This is a genomic window from Streptomyces sp. NPDC102462, from assembly GCF_044765425.1.
Classification (GTDB): Bacteria; Actinomycetota; Actinomycetes; order Streptomycetales; family Streptomycetaceae; genus Streptomyces.
In genome coordinates, this window is sequence record NZ_JBIWKB010000009.1 from 176,975 (window position 1) to 192,387 (window position 15,413).

General features: G+C 71.4%; 17 protein-coding genes. 7 read left to right on the forward strand and 10 right to left on the reverse strand.

Annotated elements, in window-relative coordinates:
• Nucleotides 1-141: 141 nt before the first annotated feature.
• A complete protein-coding gene (locus ACIRFL_RS11120; protein ID WP_404026494.1) occupies nt 142-1,038 on the forward strand; it encodes a deoxyribonuclease IV in 897 nt (298 codons plus the stop codon).
• Between the two features lie 83 nt (nt 1,039-1,121).
• Complete coding sequence (locus tag ACIRFL_RS11125) at nt 1,122-1,625, forward strand: DUF4396 domain-containing protein (protein WP_404026496.1); 504 nt, start codon at nt 1,122-1,124, stop codon at nt 1,623-1,625.
• Between the two features lie 8 nt (nt 1,626-1,633).
• Here ACIRFL_RS11125 and ACIRFL_RS11130 read toward each other — a convergent pair whose 3' ends face one another.
• Nucleotides 1,634-2,275: a sulfite oxidase-like oxidoreductase gene (locus tag ACIRFL_RS11130; protein WP_404026499.1), complete on the reverse strand. Its 642-nt coding sequence runs from the start codon at nt 2,273-2,275 to the stop codon at nt 1,634-1,636.
• Nucleotides 2,276-2,449: 174 nt separating this feature from the next.
• On the opposite strand from ACIRFL_RS11130, the gene bfr reads away from it, so the two are divergent.
• Nucleotides 2,450-2,929: a bacterioferritin gene (gene bfr, locus ACIRFL_RS11135; protein ID WP_404026502.1), complete on the forward strand. Its 480-nt coding sequence runs from the start codon at nt 2,450-2,452 to the stop codon at nt 2,927-2,929.
• Between the two features lie 35 nt (nt 2,930-2,964).
• Here bfr and ACIRFL_RS11140 read toward each other — a convergent pair whose 3' ends face one another.
• Both ACIRFL_RS11140 and ACIRFL_RS11145 read right to left on the reverse strand, forming a co-directional pair.
• Nucleotides 2,965-3,195, reverse strand: a complete 231-nt coding sequence (locus ACIRFL_RS11140; RefSeq protein ID WP_404026505.1) for a bacterioferritin-associated ferredoxin — start codon at nt 3,193-3,195, stop codon at nt 2,965-2,967.
• 148 nt (nt 3,196-3,343) lie between these two features.
• Nucleotides 3,344-4,696: a class II 3-deoxy-7-phosphoheptulonate synthase gene (locus ACIRFL_RS11145; protein ID WP_404026507.1), complete on the reverse strand. Its 1,353-nt coding sequence runs from the start codon at nt 4,694-4,696 to the stop codon at nt 3,344-3,346.
• Between the two features lie 105 nt (nt 4,697-4,801).
• Between ACIRFL_RS11145 and ACIRFL_RS11150 the strand changes: the two genes are divergently transcribed.
• Nucleotides 4,802-4,858, forward strand: coding sequence for a trp operon leader peptide (locus tag ACIRFL_RS11150; RefSeq protein WP_121888102.1), 57 nt, complete (start codon nt 4,802-4,804; stop codon nt 4,856-4,858).
• 166 nt (nt 4,859-5,024) lie between these two features.
• Nucleotides 5,025-6,932: an anthranilate synthase family protein gene (locus ACIRFL_RS11155; protein ID WP_404026510.1), complete on the forward strand. Its 1,908-nt coding sequence runs from the start codon at nt 5,025-5,027 to the stop codon at nt 6,930-6,932.
• A 392-nt stretch (nt 6,933-7,324) separates the two neighbouring features.
• On the opposite strand, the gene ACIRFL_RS11160 is transcribed toward ACIRFL_RS11155, so the two are convergent.
• From ACIRFL_RS11160 to ACIRFL_RS11175, 4 genes are all read right to left on the reverse strand, one after another.
• On the reverse strand, nt 7,325-8,353 hold the full coding sequence (locus tag ACIRFL_RS11160; protein WP_404026512.1) for a 6-phosphofructokinase: 1,029 nt from the start codon (nt 8,351-8,353) through the stop codon (nt 7,325-7,327).
• A 163-nt stretch (nt 8,354-8,516) separates the two neighbouring features.
• Complete coding sequence (locus ACIRFL_RS11165) at nt 8,517-9,194, reverse strand: response regulator (protein WP_404026513.1); 678 nt, start codon at nt 9,192-9,194, stop codon at nt 8,517-8,519.
• The gene (macS, locus tag ACIRFL_RS11170) at nt 9,191-10,417 is read right to left on the reverse strand and encodes a MacS family sensor histidine kinase (RefSeq protein ID WP_404026516.1); all 1,227 of its coding nucleotides are present in this window, start codon (nt 10,415-10,417) and stop codon (nt 9,191-9,193) included. Before macS ends, ACIRFL_RS11165 begins: the two co-directional genes overlap by 4 nt.
• Nucleotides 10,418-10,468: 51 nt before the next feature.
• The gene (locus ACIRFL_RS11175; RefSeq protein ID WP_404026519.1) at nt 10,469-11,212 is read right to left on the reverse strand and encodes a lysophospholipid acyltransferase family protein; all 744 of its coding nucleotides are present in this window, start codon (nt 11,210-11,212) and stop codon (nt 10,469-10,471) included.
• Nucleotides 11,213-11,372: 160 nt separating this feature from the next.
• On the opposite strand from ACIRFL_RS11175, the gene ACIRFL_RS11180 reads away from it, so the two are divergent.
• The gene (locus ACIRFL_RS11180; protein ID WP_404026521.1) at nt 11,373-12,152 is read left to right on the forward strand and encodes an alpha/beta hydrolase; all 780 of its coding nucleotides are present in this window, start codon (nt 11,373-11,375) and stop codon (nt 12,150-12,152) included.
• Entirely contained in the window at nt 12,145-12,747 is a 603-nt protein-coding gene (locus ACIRFL_RS11185) for a hypothetical protein (protein ID WP_404026522.1), read from the forward strand. The genes ACIRFL_RS11180 and ACIRFL_RS11185 overlap by 8 nt, the downstream gene beginning before the upstream one ends.
• A gap of 235 nt (nt 12,748-12,982) precedes the next feature.
• Here the strand turns inward: ACIRFL_RS11185 and ACIRFL_RS11190 are convergent, their stop codons facing one another.
• From ACIRFL_RS11190 to ACIRFL_RS11200, 3 genes are all read right to left on the reverse strand, one after another.
• The gene (locus ACIRFL_RS11190; protein WP_404026523.1) at nt 12,983-13,741 is read right to left on the reverse strand and encodes an endonuclease/exonuclease/phosphatase family protein; all 759 of its coding nucleotides are present in this window, start codon (nt 13,739-13,741) and stop codon (nt 12,983-12,985) included.
• Between the two features lie 119 nt (nt 13,742-13,860).
• Nucleotides 13,861-14,814: an ROK family glucokinase gene (locus ACIRFL_RS11195; protein WP_404026525.1), complete on the reverse strand. Its 954-nt coding sequence runs from the start codon at nt 14,812-14,814 to the stop codon at nt 13,861-13,863.
• Between the two features lie 55 nt (nt 14,815-14,869).
• Nucleotides 14,870-15,364 carry a DUF5304 domain-containing protein gene (locus ACIRFL_RS11200; RefSeq protein WP_404026528.1) on the reverse strand — a complete coding sequence of 165 codons (495 nt, stop codon included), beginning with the start codon at nt 15,362-15,364 and terminating at the stop codon, nt 14,870-14,872.
• Nucleotides 15,365-15,413: the final 49 nt, after the last annotated feature.

Sequence of the window (15,413 nt, forward strand, 5' to 3'; positions counted from 1 at the left end):
CGGGGGCCCGCAACCGGTGTCGCGGCCTTCTCGCACCCGCCCTGACCCGGGCGCCGCAGAGCCGGGCCGCCCCGCCCCTCCGCCCCAGGGGCGTGGGGGTGTTTTTCGTGGGGGCGGTTGGCGTGGCAGGGTGAACGGGTGATGAGTCAGCAGTCCGGTTCCGTCGTGCCGCCCGGTCCCTCCCGTAACCCGATCGGCGGTCATGTGCCCGTGGCCGGCGGGCTGCACTCCGTGGGCCTGGCGTACGCCCGTGCGCTGAAGGCGGAGACCGTGCAGGTCTTCGTCGCCAATCCGCGCGGCTGGGCCACCCCGGCCGGGAACCCCCGGCAGGACGAGGAGTTCCGCGCGGCCTGTGCGGAGGACTCGATCCCGGCGTATGTGCACGCCCCGTACCTGATCAACTTCGGCTCGCACACCGAGGCGACCGTGCAGAGGTCGGTGGAGTCGCTGCGGCACTCGCTGCGCCGGGGGCGGGAGATCGGCGCGCTGGGCGTGGTCGTGCACACGGGAAGCGCGACCGGCGGGCGGGCCCGGGAGGTCGCGCTGAAGCAGGTGCGCACGCACCTGCTGCCGCTGCTGGACGAGCTGACCCATGACGACGATCCGTTCCTGCTGCTGGAGTCGACCGCCGGGCAGGGTGCCTCGCTGTGCTCGCGCACCTGGGACTTCGGGCCGTACTTCGAGGCGCTGGACGCCCATCCGAGACTGGGCGTGTGCCTGGACACCTGCCATGTCTTCGCCGCCGGGCACGACCTGACCGGCCCGAGCGGCATGCACCAGACCCTGGACCTGCTGGTGGACACGGTGGGCGAGGGCCGGCTGAAGCTGATCCACGCCAATGACTCCAAGGACGTGGTGGGCGCCCACAAGGACCGGCACGCGAACATCGGCGCCGGGCACATCGGCGAGGATCCGTTCCGGGCGCTGATGACGCATCCGGCGACGGCCGGTGTGCCGCTGGTGATCGAGACGCCCGGCGGCAGGGAGGGACACGCGGCGGACGTGGCACGGCTGAAGGGCCTGCGGTCTCCCGGCTGAGCATCGGGCGGAATACCCCCGCGGGGTATACGGTTTCCCCTACTCGTCGTACGCGGAACCATCACTCGACACCGGGGGCACCCATGGACCACGAGGCACACCTTCACACCCACCACGGCGACCACGGCCACGGGCACGCCGACGCGCCCGCGGCCGACTGGGCGATGGCCGTCCAGGCCACCCTGCACTGCCTCACCGGCTGCGCCATCGGCGAGGTGCTGGGCATGGTGATCGGCACCGCGCTCGGCTGGGGCAACCTGCCGACCATGGTCCTGGCGATCGTGCTGGCGTTCTTCTTCGGCTACTCGCTGACCCTGCGCGGGGTGCTGAAGGCCGGCGTCGGCCTGCGCACCGCCGTACGGGTGGCGCTGGCCGCGGACACCCTGTCGATCGCCGTGATGGAGCTGATCGACAACGGCGTGATCGCGCTGTGGCCGGACGCGATGGACGCGCACCTCGGCGACCCGCTGTTCTGGTCCTCGCTGGCGATCTCGCTCGCCGCGGCCTTCGTGATCACCACCCCGGTCAACAAGTGGACGATCGGGCGGGGCAAGGGGCACGCGGTGGTGCACCAGTACCACCACTGAGGCGCGGGTCAGAGTTCCGGGCCGTCTCCGGGCCGCTCCTGGTAGGAGTAGCGCTGCTCCTGCCAGGGGTCGCCGATGTTGTGGTAGCCGCGTTCCTCCCAGAAGCCGCGGCGGTCGGCGGTCATGTACTCGACCCCACGGACCCACTTAGGGCCCTTCCAGGCATACAGATGGGGGACCACGAGCCGGACCGGGAAGCCGTGCTCGGCGGTGAGCAGTTCGCCGTCCTTGTGCGTGGCGAAGATGGCGCGCTCGGCGGCGAAGTCGTACAGGCGGAGGTTCGAGCTGAAGCCGTACTCGGCCCAGACCATCACATGGGTGACATTCGGCGCGGGCGGAGCGATCTCCAGGATGGTGCTCGCGGGGACGCCGCCCCACTCGGACCCGAGCATGCTGAACTTGGTCACGCAGTGCAGGTCGGCCACCACGGTGGTGTACGGCAGGGCCGTGAACTCGTCGTGGTTCCAGCAGCGCTTGTCGCCGTCGGCGGTGGCGCCGAAGACCCTGAACTCCCAGCGCTCGGGCCGGAACTTCGGCACCGGCCCGTAGTGCGTGACCGGCCAGCCGCGCTGCAGCCGCTGCCCCGGCGGAAGCTCGGACCCTACACCTTCTCCCGACACTCCAGACCTGCGCTCCACCGGATGACCCATGTCTCCATCCTGACAGACCCGGAGCGGTGCACCTGACCAGCGATCCCCAATGGGACAAAAAAGACGATGCATGCGCTTAACGGCTAAGTACACACTTACTGGACGATCTTCCGAACCGGTGCAATCATGCCGCCGCAACCTCCCGCCATCCCCCGTCCGGAAGGAGCCTCTGCGATGCAGGGCGACCCCGAGGTCATCGAGTTCCTCAACGAGCAGCTCACCGGCGAGCTCACCGCGATCAACCAGTACTTCCTGCACGCGAAGATGCAGGAGAACTTCGGCTGGTACAAGCTCGCCGAGTACACGCGGCGCGAGTCGTTCGACGAGATGCGGCACGCCGAGGTGCTGACCGACCGGATCCTGTTCCTGGAGGGGCTGCCGAACTACCAGCGGCTGTTCCATGTGCGGGTGGGGCAGACCGTCAGGGAGATGTTCGAGGCGGACCGGCAGATCGAGGTGGAGGCGATCGACCGGCTCAGGCGCGGGATCAAGGTGATGCGCGACAAGGGTGACATCACGTCCGCGAACATCTTCGAGTCGATCCTGGCGGACGAGGAGCACCACATCGACTACCTGGACACCCAGCTGGAACTGGTGGACAAGCTCGGCGAAGCGCTCTACATCTCGCAGCTCATCAAACAACCGAAGGACTGAGCGAAGCACCCCGGAGGGGCGACAGAGCCGAGTGCCTACGCCGCTTCGATGCGGGCCGGTGCGGGCACGCCCCGCTCGGCCGGTTCACGCCGCGGGCACGCGCCGCGCCCCAGCAGGGCCTGGATCCGGCGCACGCACGAGCCGCAGTCGGTGCCCGCCTTGCAGGCGGAGGCGATCTGGCGGGGGGTGCGGACACCGTCCCCCGCGTGCTCCTTCACCTGCTGCTCGGTGATGCCGAAGCAACTGCAGACGTACACGCGGTTCACCTCCCACCGGGATCGGTCATGTGCGCCATCCCGTGATTCGGTGAGGCAAACCTAACCTTACCCATGGCGCAGGGCCCGGAAAAGCGCGAGGGGCGCGGATCGCATGTGATCCGCGCCCCACCTCACATCCCGGGGATGTGCCCGTGCGTCACTGGTCCCGGTACATCTCGGCGACGAGGAAGGCCAGGTCGAGGGACTGGCTGCGGTTCAGGCGCGGGTCGCAGGCCGTCTCGTAGCGCTGGTGCAGATCGTCGACGAAGATCTCGTCGCCGCCGCCCACGCACTCGGTGACGTCGTCACCGGTCAGCTCCACGTGGATGCCGCCCGGATGCGTCCCCAGCGACTTGTGGACCTCGAAGAAGCCCTTGACCTCGTCCAGCACGTCGTCGAAACGGCGCGTCTTGTGCCCCGAGGCCGCCTCGAACGTGTTGCCGTGCATCGGGTCGGTCACCCATGCCACCGCCGCACCCGACGACGTGACCTTCTCCACCAGCTCCGGCAGCCGGTCACGGATCTTGTCCGCGCCCATCCGCACGATGAACGTCAGCCGGCCCGGCTCCCGCTCCGGGTCCAGCCGGTCGACGTAGCGCAGCGCCTCCTCCGCCGTCGTGTTCGGGCCCAGCTTGATCCCCAGCGGGTTGCTGATCCGCGAGGCGAACTCGACATGCGCATGATCCAGCTGCCGGGTGCGCTCGCCGATCCACACCATGTGCGCCGACACGTCGTACAGCCGCCCCGTGCGGGAGTCCACCCGGGTCAGCGCCGACTCGTAGTCCAGCAGCAGCGCCTCGTGCGAGGAGAAGAACTCGACCGTCTTGAACTCCTCCGGCTCCGCACCGCACGCCCGCATGAAGTTCAGCGCGTTGTCGATCTCCCGGGCCAGCTGCTCGTAGCGCTGCCCCGACGGGGACGACTTCACGAAGTCCTGGTTCCAGGCATGCACCTGCCGCAGATCCGCGTACCCGCCGGTGGTGAACGCGCGCACCAGGTTCAGCGTCGACGCGGAGGCGTGGTACATCCGCTTCAGCCGCTCCGGGTCCGGGATCCGGCTGGCCTCGGTGAAGTCGAAACCGTTGACCGAATCACCCCGGTACACCGGCAGCGTGATCCCGTCACGCGTCTCGGTCGGCTTGGAACGCGGCTTGGAGTACTGGCCCGCGATCCGGCCCACCTTCACCACCGGCACCGACGCCGCGTACGTCAGTACGGCGCCCATCTGCAGCAGCGTCTTCAGCTTGTTGCGGATGTGATCGGCGGACACCGCGTCGAATGCCTCCGCGCAGTCGCCGCCCTGGAGCAGGAACGCCTCACCCCGGGCGACGGCCGCCATCCGGGCGCGCAGCTGGTCGCACTCGCCCGCGAAGACGAGCGGCGGATACGACTCCAGCTCCGCGATCACTGCGCGCAGCGCCTCGGCGTCGGGGTACTCGGGCTGCTGCGCCGCGGGCAGGTCTCGCCAGGTGTTGCCAGCGCTCGCGCTGGTCTTAGCGTTCACGGTCACCTCGTAAACATTACGGGGTCGTGTCGCCATGTTTTCCTCCGGCTCGACTGGTGAGACGGACCGACTGGCCCGTGGACGACGAGGCGGTGCGGTAGGGTTCCCGGCATGTTCGCGCATTCGACCCGCACCTGGTGGTGGACCGCTCCTTCGGCGGCCCACTGACTGCGCGTACGCACGACTTCGCGAAGGCCGCCCGAGGGGCGGCCTTCGGCGTTTCACGGGGCCGTCCTCTCCATCGACATCCATCGACCTCCATCGACCTCCATCGACCCGCCCGGCGCGACCGGCGGCCGAGACCATCGAGACCACGGAGAAGGACGACGCACCCATGGACCTGCTGGATCTGCTGCACGACCCCCGCCCCTTCGCGCTGCTGCGCCGCCGCACGCCCGGCCGCGCCGAGGACACCGTGGAACTGCTCGTCGGGCCGGTGCGCGCCTGCGACCGGCTCGCCGACCTGCCCGACGAGGGACTGGCCCTCGTGCCCTTCCGGCAGATCCGGGAGCGCGGCTTCGACGTCCGCGACGACGGGACGCCGCTGCTCGTGCTCACCCCCGAGGAGACGTGCGAGATCCCGCTCGCCGAGGCGCTGGAGCACCTGCCCGCCCACGCCGTGCACGTCACCGGCGGGGGCTTCGACGTCGACGACGAGGAGTACGCCGGGATCGTCGGCCGGGTGCTGCGCGAGGAGATCGGGGCCGGCGAGGGAGCCAACTTCGTCATCCGGCGGACCTACGAGGGCGAGATCCCGGACTTCGCACGAGCCGACGCTTTCGCCCTGTTCCGGCGGCTCCTGGAGGGCGAACGGGGCGCGTACTGGACGTTCCTCGTGCACACCGGCGGGCGGACCCTGGTCGGCGCCAGCCCCGAGGTGCATGTGCGGATGTCCGGCGGCACGGTCGTGATGAACCCGATCAGCGGCACCTACCGCTACCCGGAGGGCGGTCCGACCCCTGAGCATCTGCTCGGCTTCCTCGCCGACGGCAAGGAGATCGAGGAACTGTCGATGGTCGTCGACGAGGAACTGAAGATGATGTGCACCGTCGGCGACATGGGCGGGGTGGTCGTCGGCCCCCGGCTCAAGGAGATGGCGCATCTCGCCCACACCGAGTACGAACTGCGCGGGAAGTCGTCCCTCGACGTGCGGGACGTGCTGCGGGAGACCATGTTCGCGGCCACCGTGACCGGGTCCCCCGTGCAGAACGCCTGCCGGGTGATCGAACGGCACGAGGCCGGCGGGCGCGGGTACTACGGCGCCGCGCTGGCCCTGCTCGGCCGGGACTCCGGAGGCGCGCAGACCCTGGACTCGCCCATCCTCATCCGCACCGCCGACATCGACGCGGCCGGCCGGCTGCGGGTCCCGGTCGGCGCGACGCTGGTACGGGGTTCCGACCCGGCCGGGGAGGTGGCGGAGACGCACGCCAAGGCGGCGGGCGTGCTGGCGGCCCTCGGCGTGCGTCCGGCCCGGCCGCGTGCGGAGGCGGCGCTGCCCCGGCTGGCCGACGACCCGCGCGTACGGGCGGCGCTGGACGGACGCCGGGCCTCGCTCGCGCCGTTCTGGCTGCGGATGCAGGAGCACCCGGCGGCCCGCAGCGGGCATGCCCTGGTGGTGGACGGCGAGGACACCTTCACCGCGATGCTGGCGCATGTGCTGCGCTCCGGCGGTCTCGACGTGACCGTACGGCGGTTCGACGAGCCGGGGCTGCGGGCGGCCGTGCTCGGGCATGCGGGGCCGGTGGTGCTCGGGCCCGGGCCCGGCGACCCCTCGGACCTGACCGACCCCAAGATGCGGGCGCTGCGCGGGCTGACCGCCGAGGTGATCGGCACGCACCGGCACGGGGTGCTCGGGGTGTGCCTCGGGCACGAGCTGATCGCGGCCGAGCTGGGGCTCGCGATCGTCCGCAAGGCGGTGCCCCGCCAGGGGGCGCAGGTCGCGATCGATCTGTTCGGGCGCCGGGAGACCGTCGGCTTCTACAACAGCTTCGTGGCGCGCTGCGACGAGGACGCCTACCGGGAGCTGGGCGCGCACGGCGTCGAGGTGAGCCGGGCGGCCGACGGTGACGTGCACGCGGTGCGGGGGCCCGGGTTCGCGGGGGTCCAGTTCCATCCCGAGTCGGTCCTGACGCTGAACGGGGCGGCGATCGTACGGGAGCTGATGGCCCATCTGAGCGGGCCCCTTGCGGGGGGCGGTTCGGGAGGTTCTGGTGGCTTTTCGGGTGCGGATCGTAGGCGCTAGGTTTTTTTGGGGACCTCTCGTGGTTCTTCGGGTGCGGGTATGTGGGGGTTGATCGCGCAGTTCCCCGCGCCCCTGGCGGGGCGGTCGCTCTTGTTGTGTTTCGGGTGCGGGTGCGTGGAGGTTGAGCGCGCAGTTCCCTGCGCCCCTGGTGGGGCGGTCGCTCTTGTTGTGTTTCGGGTGCGGGTGCGTGGGGGCTGAGCGCGCAGTTCCCCGCGCCCCTGGTGGGGCGGTCGCTCTTGTTGTGTTTCGGGTGCGGGTGCGTGGGGGCTGAGCGCGCAGTTCCCCGCGCCCCTGGCGGGGCGGTCGCTCTTGTTGTGTTTCGGGTGCGGGTGCGTGGGGGCTGAGCGCGCAGTTCCCCGCGCCCCTGGTGGGGCGCGGGGTGGGGTGAGGGGTCAGCCGAAGAAGACGCCTGCTTCCTTGTACAGGGTCGGGTTCACCGTCTTGAGTTTGGCCGTGGCCTCGGAGATCGGGACGCGGACGATGTCGGTGCCGCGCAGCGCGACCATCCTGCCGAAGTCGCCGTCGCGGACGGCGTCGATGGCGTGCAGGCCGAAGCGGGTGGCGAGCCAGCGGTCGAACGCGCTCGGCGTGCCACCGCGCTGCACATGGCCGAGGACCGTGGTGCGGGCCTCCTTGCCGGTCCGCTTCTCGATCTCCTTGGCCAGCCACTCACCGACGCCGGAGAGCCGCACATGCCCGAAGGAGTCCAGCGATTCGTCCTTGAGTACCATCTCGCCGTCCTTGGGCGTGGCACCCTCGGCGACGACCACGATCGGGGCGTACGACGCACGGAAACGGGACGTCACCCAGCCGCACACCTGGTCGACGTCGAAGCGCTGTTCGGGGATGAGGATGACGTTGGCGCCGCCGGCGAGCCCGGAGTGCAGGGCGATCCAGCCGGCGTGACGGCCCATCACCTCGACGACCAGGACGCGCATGTGCGACTCGGCGGTGGTGTGCAGCCGGTCGATCGCCTCGGTGGCGATGCCGACGGCGGTGTCGAAGCCGAAGGTGTAGTCGGTGGCGGAGAGGTCGTTGTCGATGGTCTTCGGGACGCCGACGCACGGCAGGCCGTACTCGTCGGACAGCCGCGCGGCCACGCCCAGCGTGTCCTCGCCGCCGATCGCGATCAGTGCCTCGACCTCCTGCTTGGCGAGGTTGTCCTTGATGCGGCGGATGCCGCCCTCGACCTTGAGCGGATTGGTGCGTGAGGAGCCGAGGATGGTGCCGCCGCGGGGCAGGATGCCGCGCACAGCGGGGATGTCGAGGCGGACGGCGTCTCCTTCGAGGGGGCCCCGCCAGCCGTCCCGGAAGCCGACGAAGTCATAGCCGTACTCCTGCACGCCCTTGCGGACGATGCCCCGGATGACGGCGTTGAGCCCGGGGCAGTCGCCGCCTCCGGTCAGTACTCCGACCCGCATGGAAATGTCCCTTCGCCGCGGTTGCCTGGTGAAGGAAGACGCTAATAGTGATCCAGGTCACTCCGTGATGGGTGGGAAGGTCAATTCCACCGAATTGAGGCCCAGTTGATCATTCCGGGCCCGCGCATATCCACTCGAAAGAGTGGACATCGGGACATGTCCCTCACGCGTCGTCGAGGCCGCGCTCGATCGCGTACCGCACCAGCTCGACCCGGTTGTGCAACTGGAGCTTGCCGAGGGTGTTCTGCACATGGTTCTGCACGGTGCGGTGGGAGATGACGAGGCGTTCGGCGATCTGCTTGTAGCTCAGGCCCTTGGCGACCAGGCGCAGCACCTCCGTCTCGCGGTCGGTCAGCCGTGGCGCCTTCGGCTCGTCGGCGTCCGGGGCCGGCCCCGGCTCGGCGGCCAGCCGGCGGTACTCGCCGAGGACCAGTCCGGCGAGGCCGGGCGTGAACACCGGGTCGCCGACGGCGGTCCTGCGCACCGCGTCCAGCAGTTCCTCCGTGGACGCCGACTTGAGCAGATAGCCGGTCGCGCCGGACTTCACGGCCTCCAGGACGTCCGCGTGCTCACCGCTCGCCGACAGCACCAGGACGCGCAGCCGCGGATCGGCGCCGACCAGTTCCTTGCACACCTGGACCCCCGGTTTCGCCGGCAGGTTGAGGTCCAGGACCAGCACGTCCGGACCGGTCGCCAGGGCGCGGCGCACCGCCTGCTCGCCGTCCCCTGCGGTGGCGACCACCTCGAAGCCGGACTCGGACAGGTCCCGGGCGACCGCGTCGCGCCACATGGGGTGGTCGTCGACCACCATGACCTTGATCGGGTCCTGCTGCTCGCTCATCGCTTCTCCGCCTTCCCCCACGCCTGCGCGGCGTCCTTCGGAACCTTCAGTTCGACCTCGGTGCCCTGCCCGGGCACCGAGATCAGTTCGGCGCTGCCGCCCAGGTCGCGCAGCCGCCCGCGGATCGACAGGGCCACCCCGAGCCGCCCCTCGCCCTCGGCCTGGGCGAGCCGCCCCTCGGGGATGCCGGGCCCGTCGTCCCGTACGGTCACGACGATCTCGCCGGGCTCGTCCTCGACCAGGATCCAGGCCCGGGCGCCCTCCCCCGCGTGCCGGCGGACGTTGTCCAGGGCGGCGCCGACGGCCGCGGCCAGCTCCCGCGCGGCGGCCGGCGGCAGCGGCACCGGCGCGCCGGGCTCGGCCAGGCTGACCCGGGCGCCGGCGTACGGGGCGAGCAGCGCGCGCAGGTCGACGGGTCCTGCGGGGTCGTCCGGCTCCGCCACGGCCGCTACGACCGTGTCCCCGGCCGTGTCCTGCGACCTCCGCGCGAGCGGCACCAGCCCCCCGGAGACCAGCGTGCGCAGTGCCACCTCCTGCTCGCCGGCCAGCCGGCCCAGCTCGGCCGCCTCCCCGCCGATGACCGCGCCGCGCCGCTGCACCATCGCCAGCACCTGGAGCACGCTGTCGTGGATGTCCCGGGCCAGCCGCTCCCGTTCCCTGGTCGCGGCCTCGATCTCCAGGGCGCGGGCGAGGGTGCGCTCGGAGGCGCGGGCGACCTCGACGACGTAGCCGATGGCGATGGAGGCGACCCACACGAGGATCACGTTGTGCACGGTGTCGCGGGCCGGGCTGCCCCGCTCGACCAGGTTGGCGGCGGCGACGGCCGTGGAGGCGAACCCCGCCCAGCGCCAGCCGCCCTTGACGGCGAAGGCCAGCACCGAGCCCGCGGTCCAGATCGAGGGCAGTGTCGGGCCGCCGTCCACGACCCGCTCGTGGGCGTCGGCGACCGGCGTGAGGAGGATGCCGACGAGCGCGATGGTCAGGTCGGCGGCGAGGAACCGCCTGGTGCAGCTCGCCGCGTTGCGCACCTTGGGCAGGGTGGCGAGGGTCCACACGGACAGGACGCCGTAGTAGGCGAGGGCGAGCCAGGGCCGCGCGAACCGGTCGTAGGCGGTGGCGAACAGACCGATGGCGTACAGCATCGTCAGGACGCGGTAGGCGGCGAGCGCGCGCCACAGCGGCTGCTCGACCGACATCCTCATGACCCGTTCGCGTCCGGGCATCTCCCCCACCCCCCGGCCCGGCCGTCCCGCCGGGGCCTGCGTCCGGCGCCCCTACGCCGTTTCCTTCCGGTCCTTCTGGTTCTTCTGGTCCTTCTGGTCGCGCTGGTCCTGCTTGGCCGCCTTCGCGGCCTCCGCGATCTGCCGCTTGGCGGCCGTCGCGTAGATGTCGACGTACTCCTGGCCGGACAGCTTCATGATCTCGTACATGACCTCGTCGGTCAGCGCGCGCAGCACGAAGCGGTCGTGCTCCAGGCCCTGGTAGCGGCCGAAGTCCAGGGGCCTGCCGATGCGGATGCCGGGCCGCATCAGCTTGGGGACGACCTTCCCGGGCGGCTGGATCTTCTCCGTGTCGATCATCGCGACCGGGATGACCGGCGCGCCGGAGGCGAGCGCCACCCGGGCAAGGCCGCCGGGCTTGCCCCGGTACAGGCGGCCGTCGGGCGAACGCGTGCCCTCCGGGTAGATCCCGAACAGCTCGCCGCGCTCCAGCACCTCCAGGCCGCTCCTGACCGCCGCCTCACCCGCGCCGCGCCCGCCGGAGCGGTCCACGGGGAGCTGCCCGACGCCCTTGAAGAACGCCGCCGTCAACCGGCCCTTGACCCCGGGGGTGGTGAAGTACTCGGCCTTGGCGATGAAGGTGACCTTGCGGTCGAGGACCGCGGGCAGGAAGAACGAGTCCGAGAAGGACAGGTGATTGCTCGCCAGTATGGCGGGGCCCACGGCCGGAATGTTCTCCAGGCCCTCCACCCAGGGTCTGAAGGCGACCTTCAGCGGCCCCCCGATGGCGACCTTCATCGTCCCGTACAACAACCGCGTGCCTCCCGTGTCCGTCGTTCAGACCTTAACCCGCGGGACCGCCAATGGACCCGACGGCCCTGGTCGGTGTCAGTGCGGTCGCGTACGGTGAAGCAGAACCCGCAGTCGTTCACGTCCCTCTCAGGAACAGGAGACACACGTGCCGGTTCTGCCCGGAGCCGAGCCGTACCGCCACGAGGGCGGGGAGGTGGGTGTCCTCCTCTGCCACGGCTTCACCGGCTCGCCCCAGTCGCTGCGCCCCTGGGCGGCGCACCACGCCGCGCACGGCCTGACCGTGTCGCTGCCCCTGCTGCCCGGACACGGCACGCGCTGGCAGGACATGCAGCTCACCACCTGGCAGGACTGGTACGCGGAGGTGGACCGCGAGCTGCGGCTGCTGCGCTCGCACTGCCGGCTGGTGTGCGTGGCGGGCCTGTCGATGGGCGGGGCGCTGGCCCTGCGGCTCGCGGCCCGGCACGGGGACGCGGTGGCGGGCGTCGTGGCCGTCAACCCGGTGAACAGGATGCACGGCCCGGCGACGCGCGCCCTTCCGGTGGCCCGGCACCTGGTGCCCTCGGTGCGGGGAATCACCGACGACATCGCAAAGCCGGGCGTCACGGAAGGGGGGTACGACCGGGTGCCGCTGCACGCGGCGAACTCCCTGCGGACCTTCCTGCGTCTGGTCGACGGCGAACTGCCGCAGGTCACCCAGCCGCTGCTGCTCCTGCGCAGCCGGCGGGACCATGTGGTCTCGCCCGCCGACCCGGTCCGGGTACTGAGCCGGGTGTCCTCGACGGACGTGACGGAGGTCGTGCTGGAACAGAGTTACCACGTCGCGACGTTGGACCACGACGCGGACCGGATCTTCGAGGAGAGCCTCGCCTTCATCGGCCGGCTCGCATCCAGTGTCGGCAAGGAAGGGACGGCCGCAGTTGGCTGAGCACGAGTCCGACCGCGAGGACCGCGAGCCGGACGAGAAGGGCGTGCCCTTCGACGAGGACGCCGCCTGGGCGGCCATCGTCGCCGGGTACGGCGAGGAGCCGCCGGACCCGCCGGGCGCCAAGCCGTTCAAGTCGGTCGAGGACCTGGCGCTGCTCGAAGCGGACACGAACGACGGCGACGACGGTGCCGCCGGCAAGGGCGACACCGGCAAGGACAGCGGCGAGAGTGCCGGTGCGAAGGGGCCCGCCAAGCCGCTCGGCAGCTCCGTGTCCTTCGCGCCCGGTGTCGGCCCGCGCGACTACACGCCGTCGGAGGCGTCCGACGACGACTTCGACGAGGACGACGAGGGCCACTTCGTGCCGCCCGAGCCGCCGCCGCTGCCCGCCGCCGACACGACCGCCAAGTTCGCCTGGCTCGGCGTGGTGGGCGGCCCGCTCCTGCTCCTGCTGGCGGTGCTGCTCGGCTGGGACATGACGTGGTGGCTGGCGACGCTGGGCATCGGCGGCTTCCTCGGCGGCTTCATCACCCTGGTAACCCGCATGCGCACGGACGACGACGAACCCGACGACCCGGGCCGCGGCGCAGTGGTCTGACCCCAGTCCCCCGCCGCCCCAAAAGGGGCGCGGGGAACTGCGCGCCCAGCCACAACAAACCCGCACTGGACCACGGCCCACACCACAACGCACCCAAGGGGCGCGGGGAACTGCGCGACCGGCCAAAACGAACCCGCACCCGACCACCAAACCCCAGCCACACCAGGGGCGCGGGGAACTGCGCGACCGGCCAAAACGAACCCGCACCTGACCGACCACCCCAGCCCACCCAGACCTACACGGCGGCCGGAACTCGCAGAGCGCCAAGCACCGGCAGGTGATCCGTAGCCGCCCGCAGATCCCCCTCCGTCACCCCGGGCACCCCCAGCGGCACCCCGCAGCCCAGCACCTCGACCCCCTTGGTCGCGAAGATCGCATCGATCCGCTGGTGCGGATCGAGGGGCGTAGAGGTGTACTCGCCGCCCCAGGGCGCCACGACCCGGCAGTCCCGCAGCCCCTCGGCCAGCCGCCGGAAGGTACGGCCGTCGGGCCGCTCGTTGAGGTCGCCGCCCGCGACCGCGTGTTCCACACCCATCGCGGCCAGCCGGTCCAGCAGCATCCCGCCCTGCTCGTAGCGTTCGTCCGACCGCAGGCTCAAATGGCAGCTCAGCACGCCGAGCCGGGCGCCGCCGAACCGTACGACCGCGGTGGAGAAGCCGCGCCGGTGCAGTCCGGGGGTGAGCGGGAGCAGCACGTCCTCGGTCCGTTCGACGGTCGCCCGCAGGGTGCACAGGATGGCCGGTCCCGCCGCCGTGCCGCCCCCGGAGAGGATCACCTGTCCCGAGGCGGCCGCGAGCCGGGCGAGCTTCTTGCGCCAGCGGAAGAACCGGGGGGCCTCCTGGAGGAGGACCAGGTCGGGGGCGCAGGCGCTGATCACCCGGGCGAGGGCGGCGGTGTCGTCCCGCATCGAGCGGATGTTGTAGCTCAGGACCCGGATGATCGCGGAACCGTCGGGTTCGGTCCGGGACATGGGCAGTGGCGGCGGTGTCGGCATGTGGATCAATCTAACGGTGGCGCGCTCCGGGACACCCACCAGCCCGGGGGCGGGGTTCCGTGCGGTCCGCCGGCTGTCCGCGGCTCGCCGTGCGGTCCCCCGCGCCCCTCACCTGGGCGTCACATGATCGGGTCGGGTTCCCGGGCCAGGTCGGCCGCTCCGACCAGGCCCGCCTCGTTGCCCAGTTGGGCGGCGATGACCTCGGCGACCGGCCGCCAGTTGCCGCCGACCAGCCAGCGCCGGTAGGACTTGCGGATCGGGTCCAGGACCAGTTCGCCCTCGTCGGACAGGCCGCCGCCGACGATGAACGCGGACGGGTCGAACAGGGAGGCCAGGTCGGCGAGTCCGGCGCCGGCCCAGCGGGCCAGTTCGCGGTAGGAGTCGACGGCGACCGGGTCGCCCTGGCGGGCGGCCATGGAGATGTGCTTGCCCTCGATGCCGTCGGGGGTGCCGTCGCCGAGGCCGAGCAGTGTCTCGGCGTTCTCGGGGGTGGCGTTGGCGCGCTGCTTGGCGTATCTGACCAGGGCGCGGCCCGATGCGTACTGCTCCCAGCAGCCCTGGGAGCCGCAGCCGCACAGCAGGCCGTCGGGGACCATCCGGATGTGGCCGAACTCGGCGGCCACGCCGAAGTGTCCGCGGCGCAGCTTGTTGCCGATGATGATGCCGCCGCCGAGGCCGGTGCCGAGCGTGATGCAGATGACGTTGCGGTGGCCCTTGCCCGCGCCGAACTTGTACTCGCCCCACGCGGCCGCGTTGGCGTCGTTCTCCACGACGACCGGGAGGCCGACGCGGGCCTCGACCTTCTCCTTCAGCGGCTCCTGGCGCCAGTCGATGTTGGGCGCGAAGTAGACGGTGGAGCGCTGCCGGTTCACATATCCGGCCGCACCGATGCCCACGCCGACGATCTCGTGCCCGGCGCGCGCGCCCTCCACGGCCGAGGCGATGGCGTCCACGATGCCCTCGGGCGTGCCCGGGGTCGGCACCTTGTGGGTCGAGAGGATGTTGCCTTCCTCGTCGACCACGCCGGCCGCGATCTTCGTGCCGCCGATGTCGACGCCGATGGTGAGTCCCATGAATCCCTCAGTTTCGGTCGAGCCCCGCTACGGCCAACCGTACCCGAGGGGGCTGTCAGTCCAAGTCGATGTGTTCGCCGGGGCCGGTGCCCTCGCCCCGGTCATCGCGGTCGCCGCGGCCCTTCGGGGCGTCCTCGGGGGTCGTCCAGCGGCGTTCCTGGGACTGGACGGCCGAGCGGTAGGCGGCGAGCAGTTCGTTTCCGGCCGCGGCCAGGTGGTCGAAGACGTCCGGGTTGCGCTCTATCACGGGTTCGACGGCCGCCTTGGCCTGCTGCACGACCTGGCGCACCACCTGTTGTGCGGCGGGTCCGGCGACCGCCCCGAGGAGCGGGGTCTGCAGGCCGGACAGCCGGTCGGCCACGGCGTCGACGAACTTGCGCAGTTCCTCGGCGGCGGAGCCGGGGGGCGGGCCGTACTCGGCTCGGCGGCGGGCCTTCTCCGCGGCGAGGTCTTCGGCGCAGGCCGTGGCCCAGGCGTCGGCGTCGGTCGCCCGTGTCTCGTCGGCCGGCTGCGGTCCCAGGGCGTCCGGTGTGGGGCGCTCTTCGCTCATGACGGACTCCTGACTGCGGTTCGTCCTTACGACGTTACCCGAACGGGTG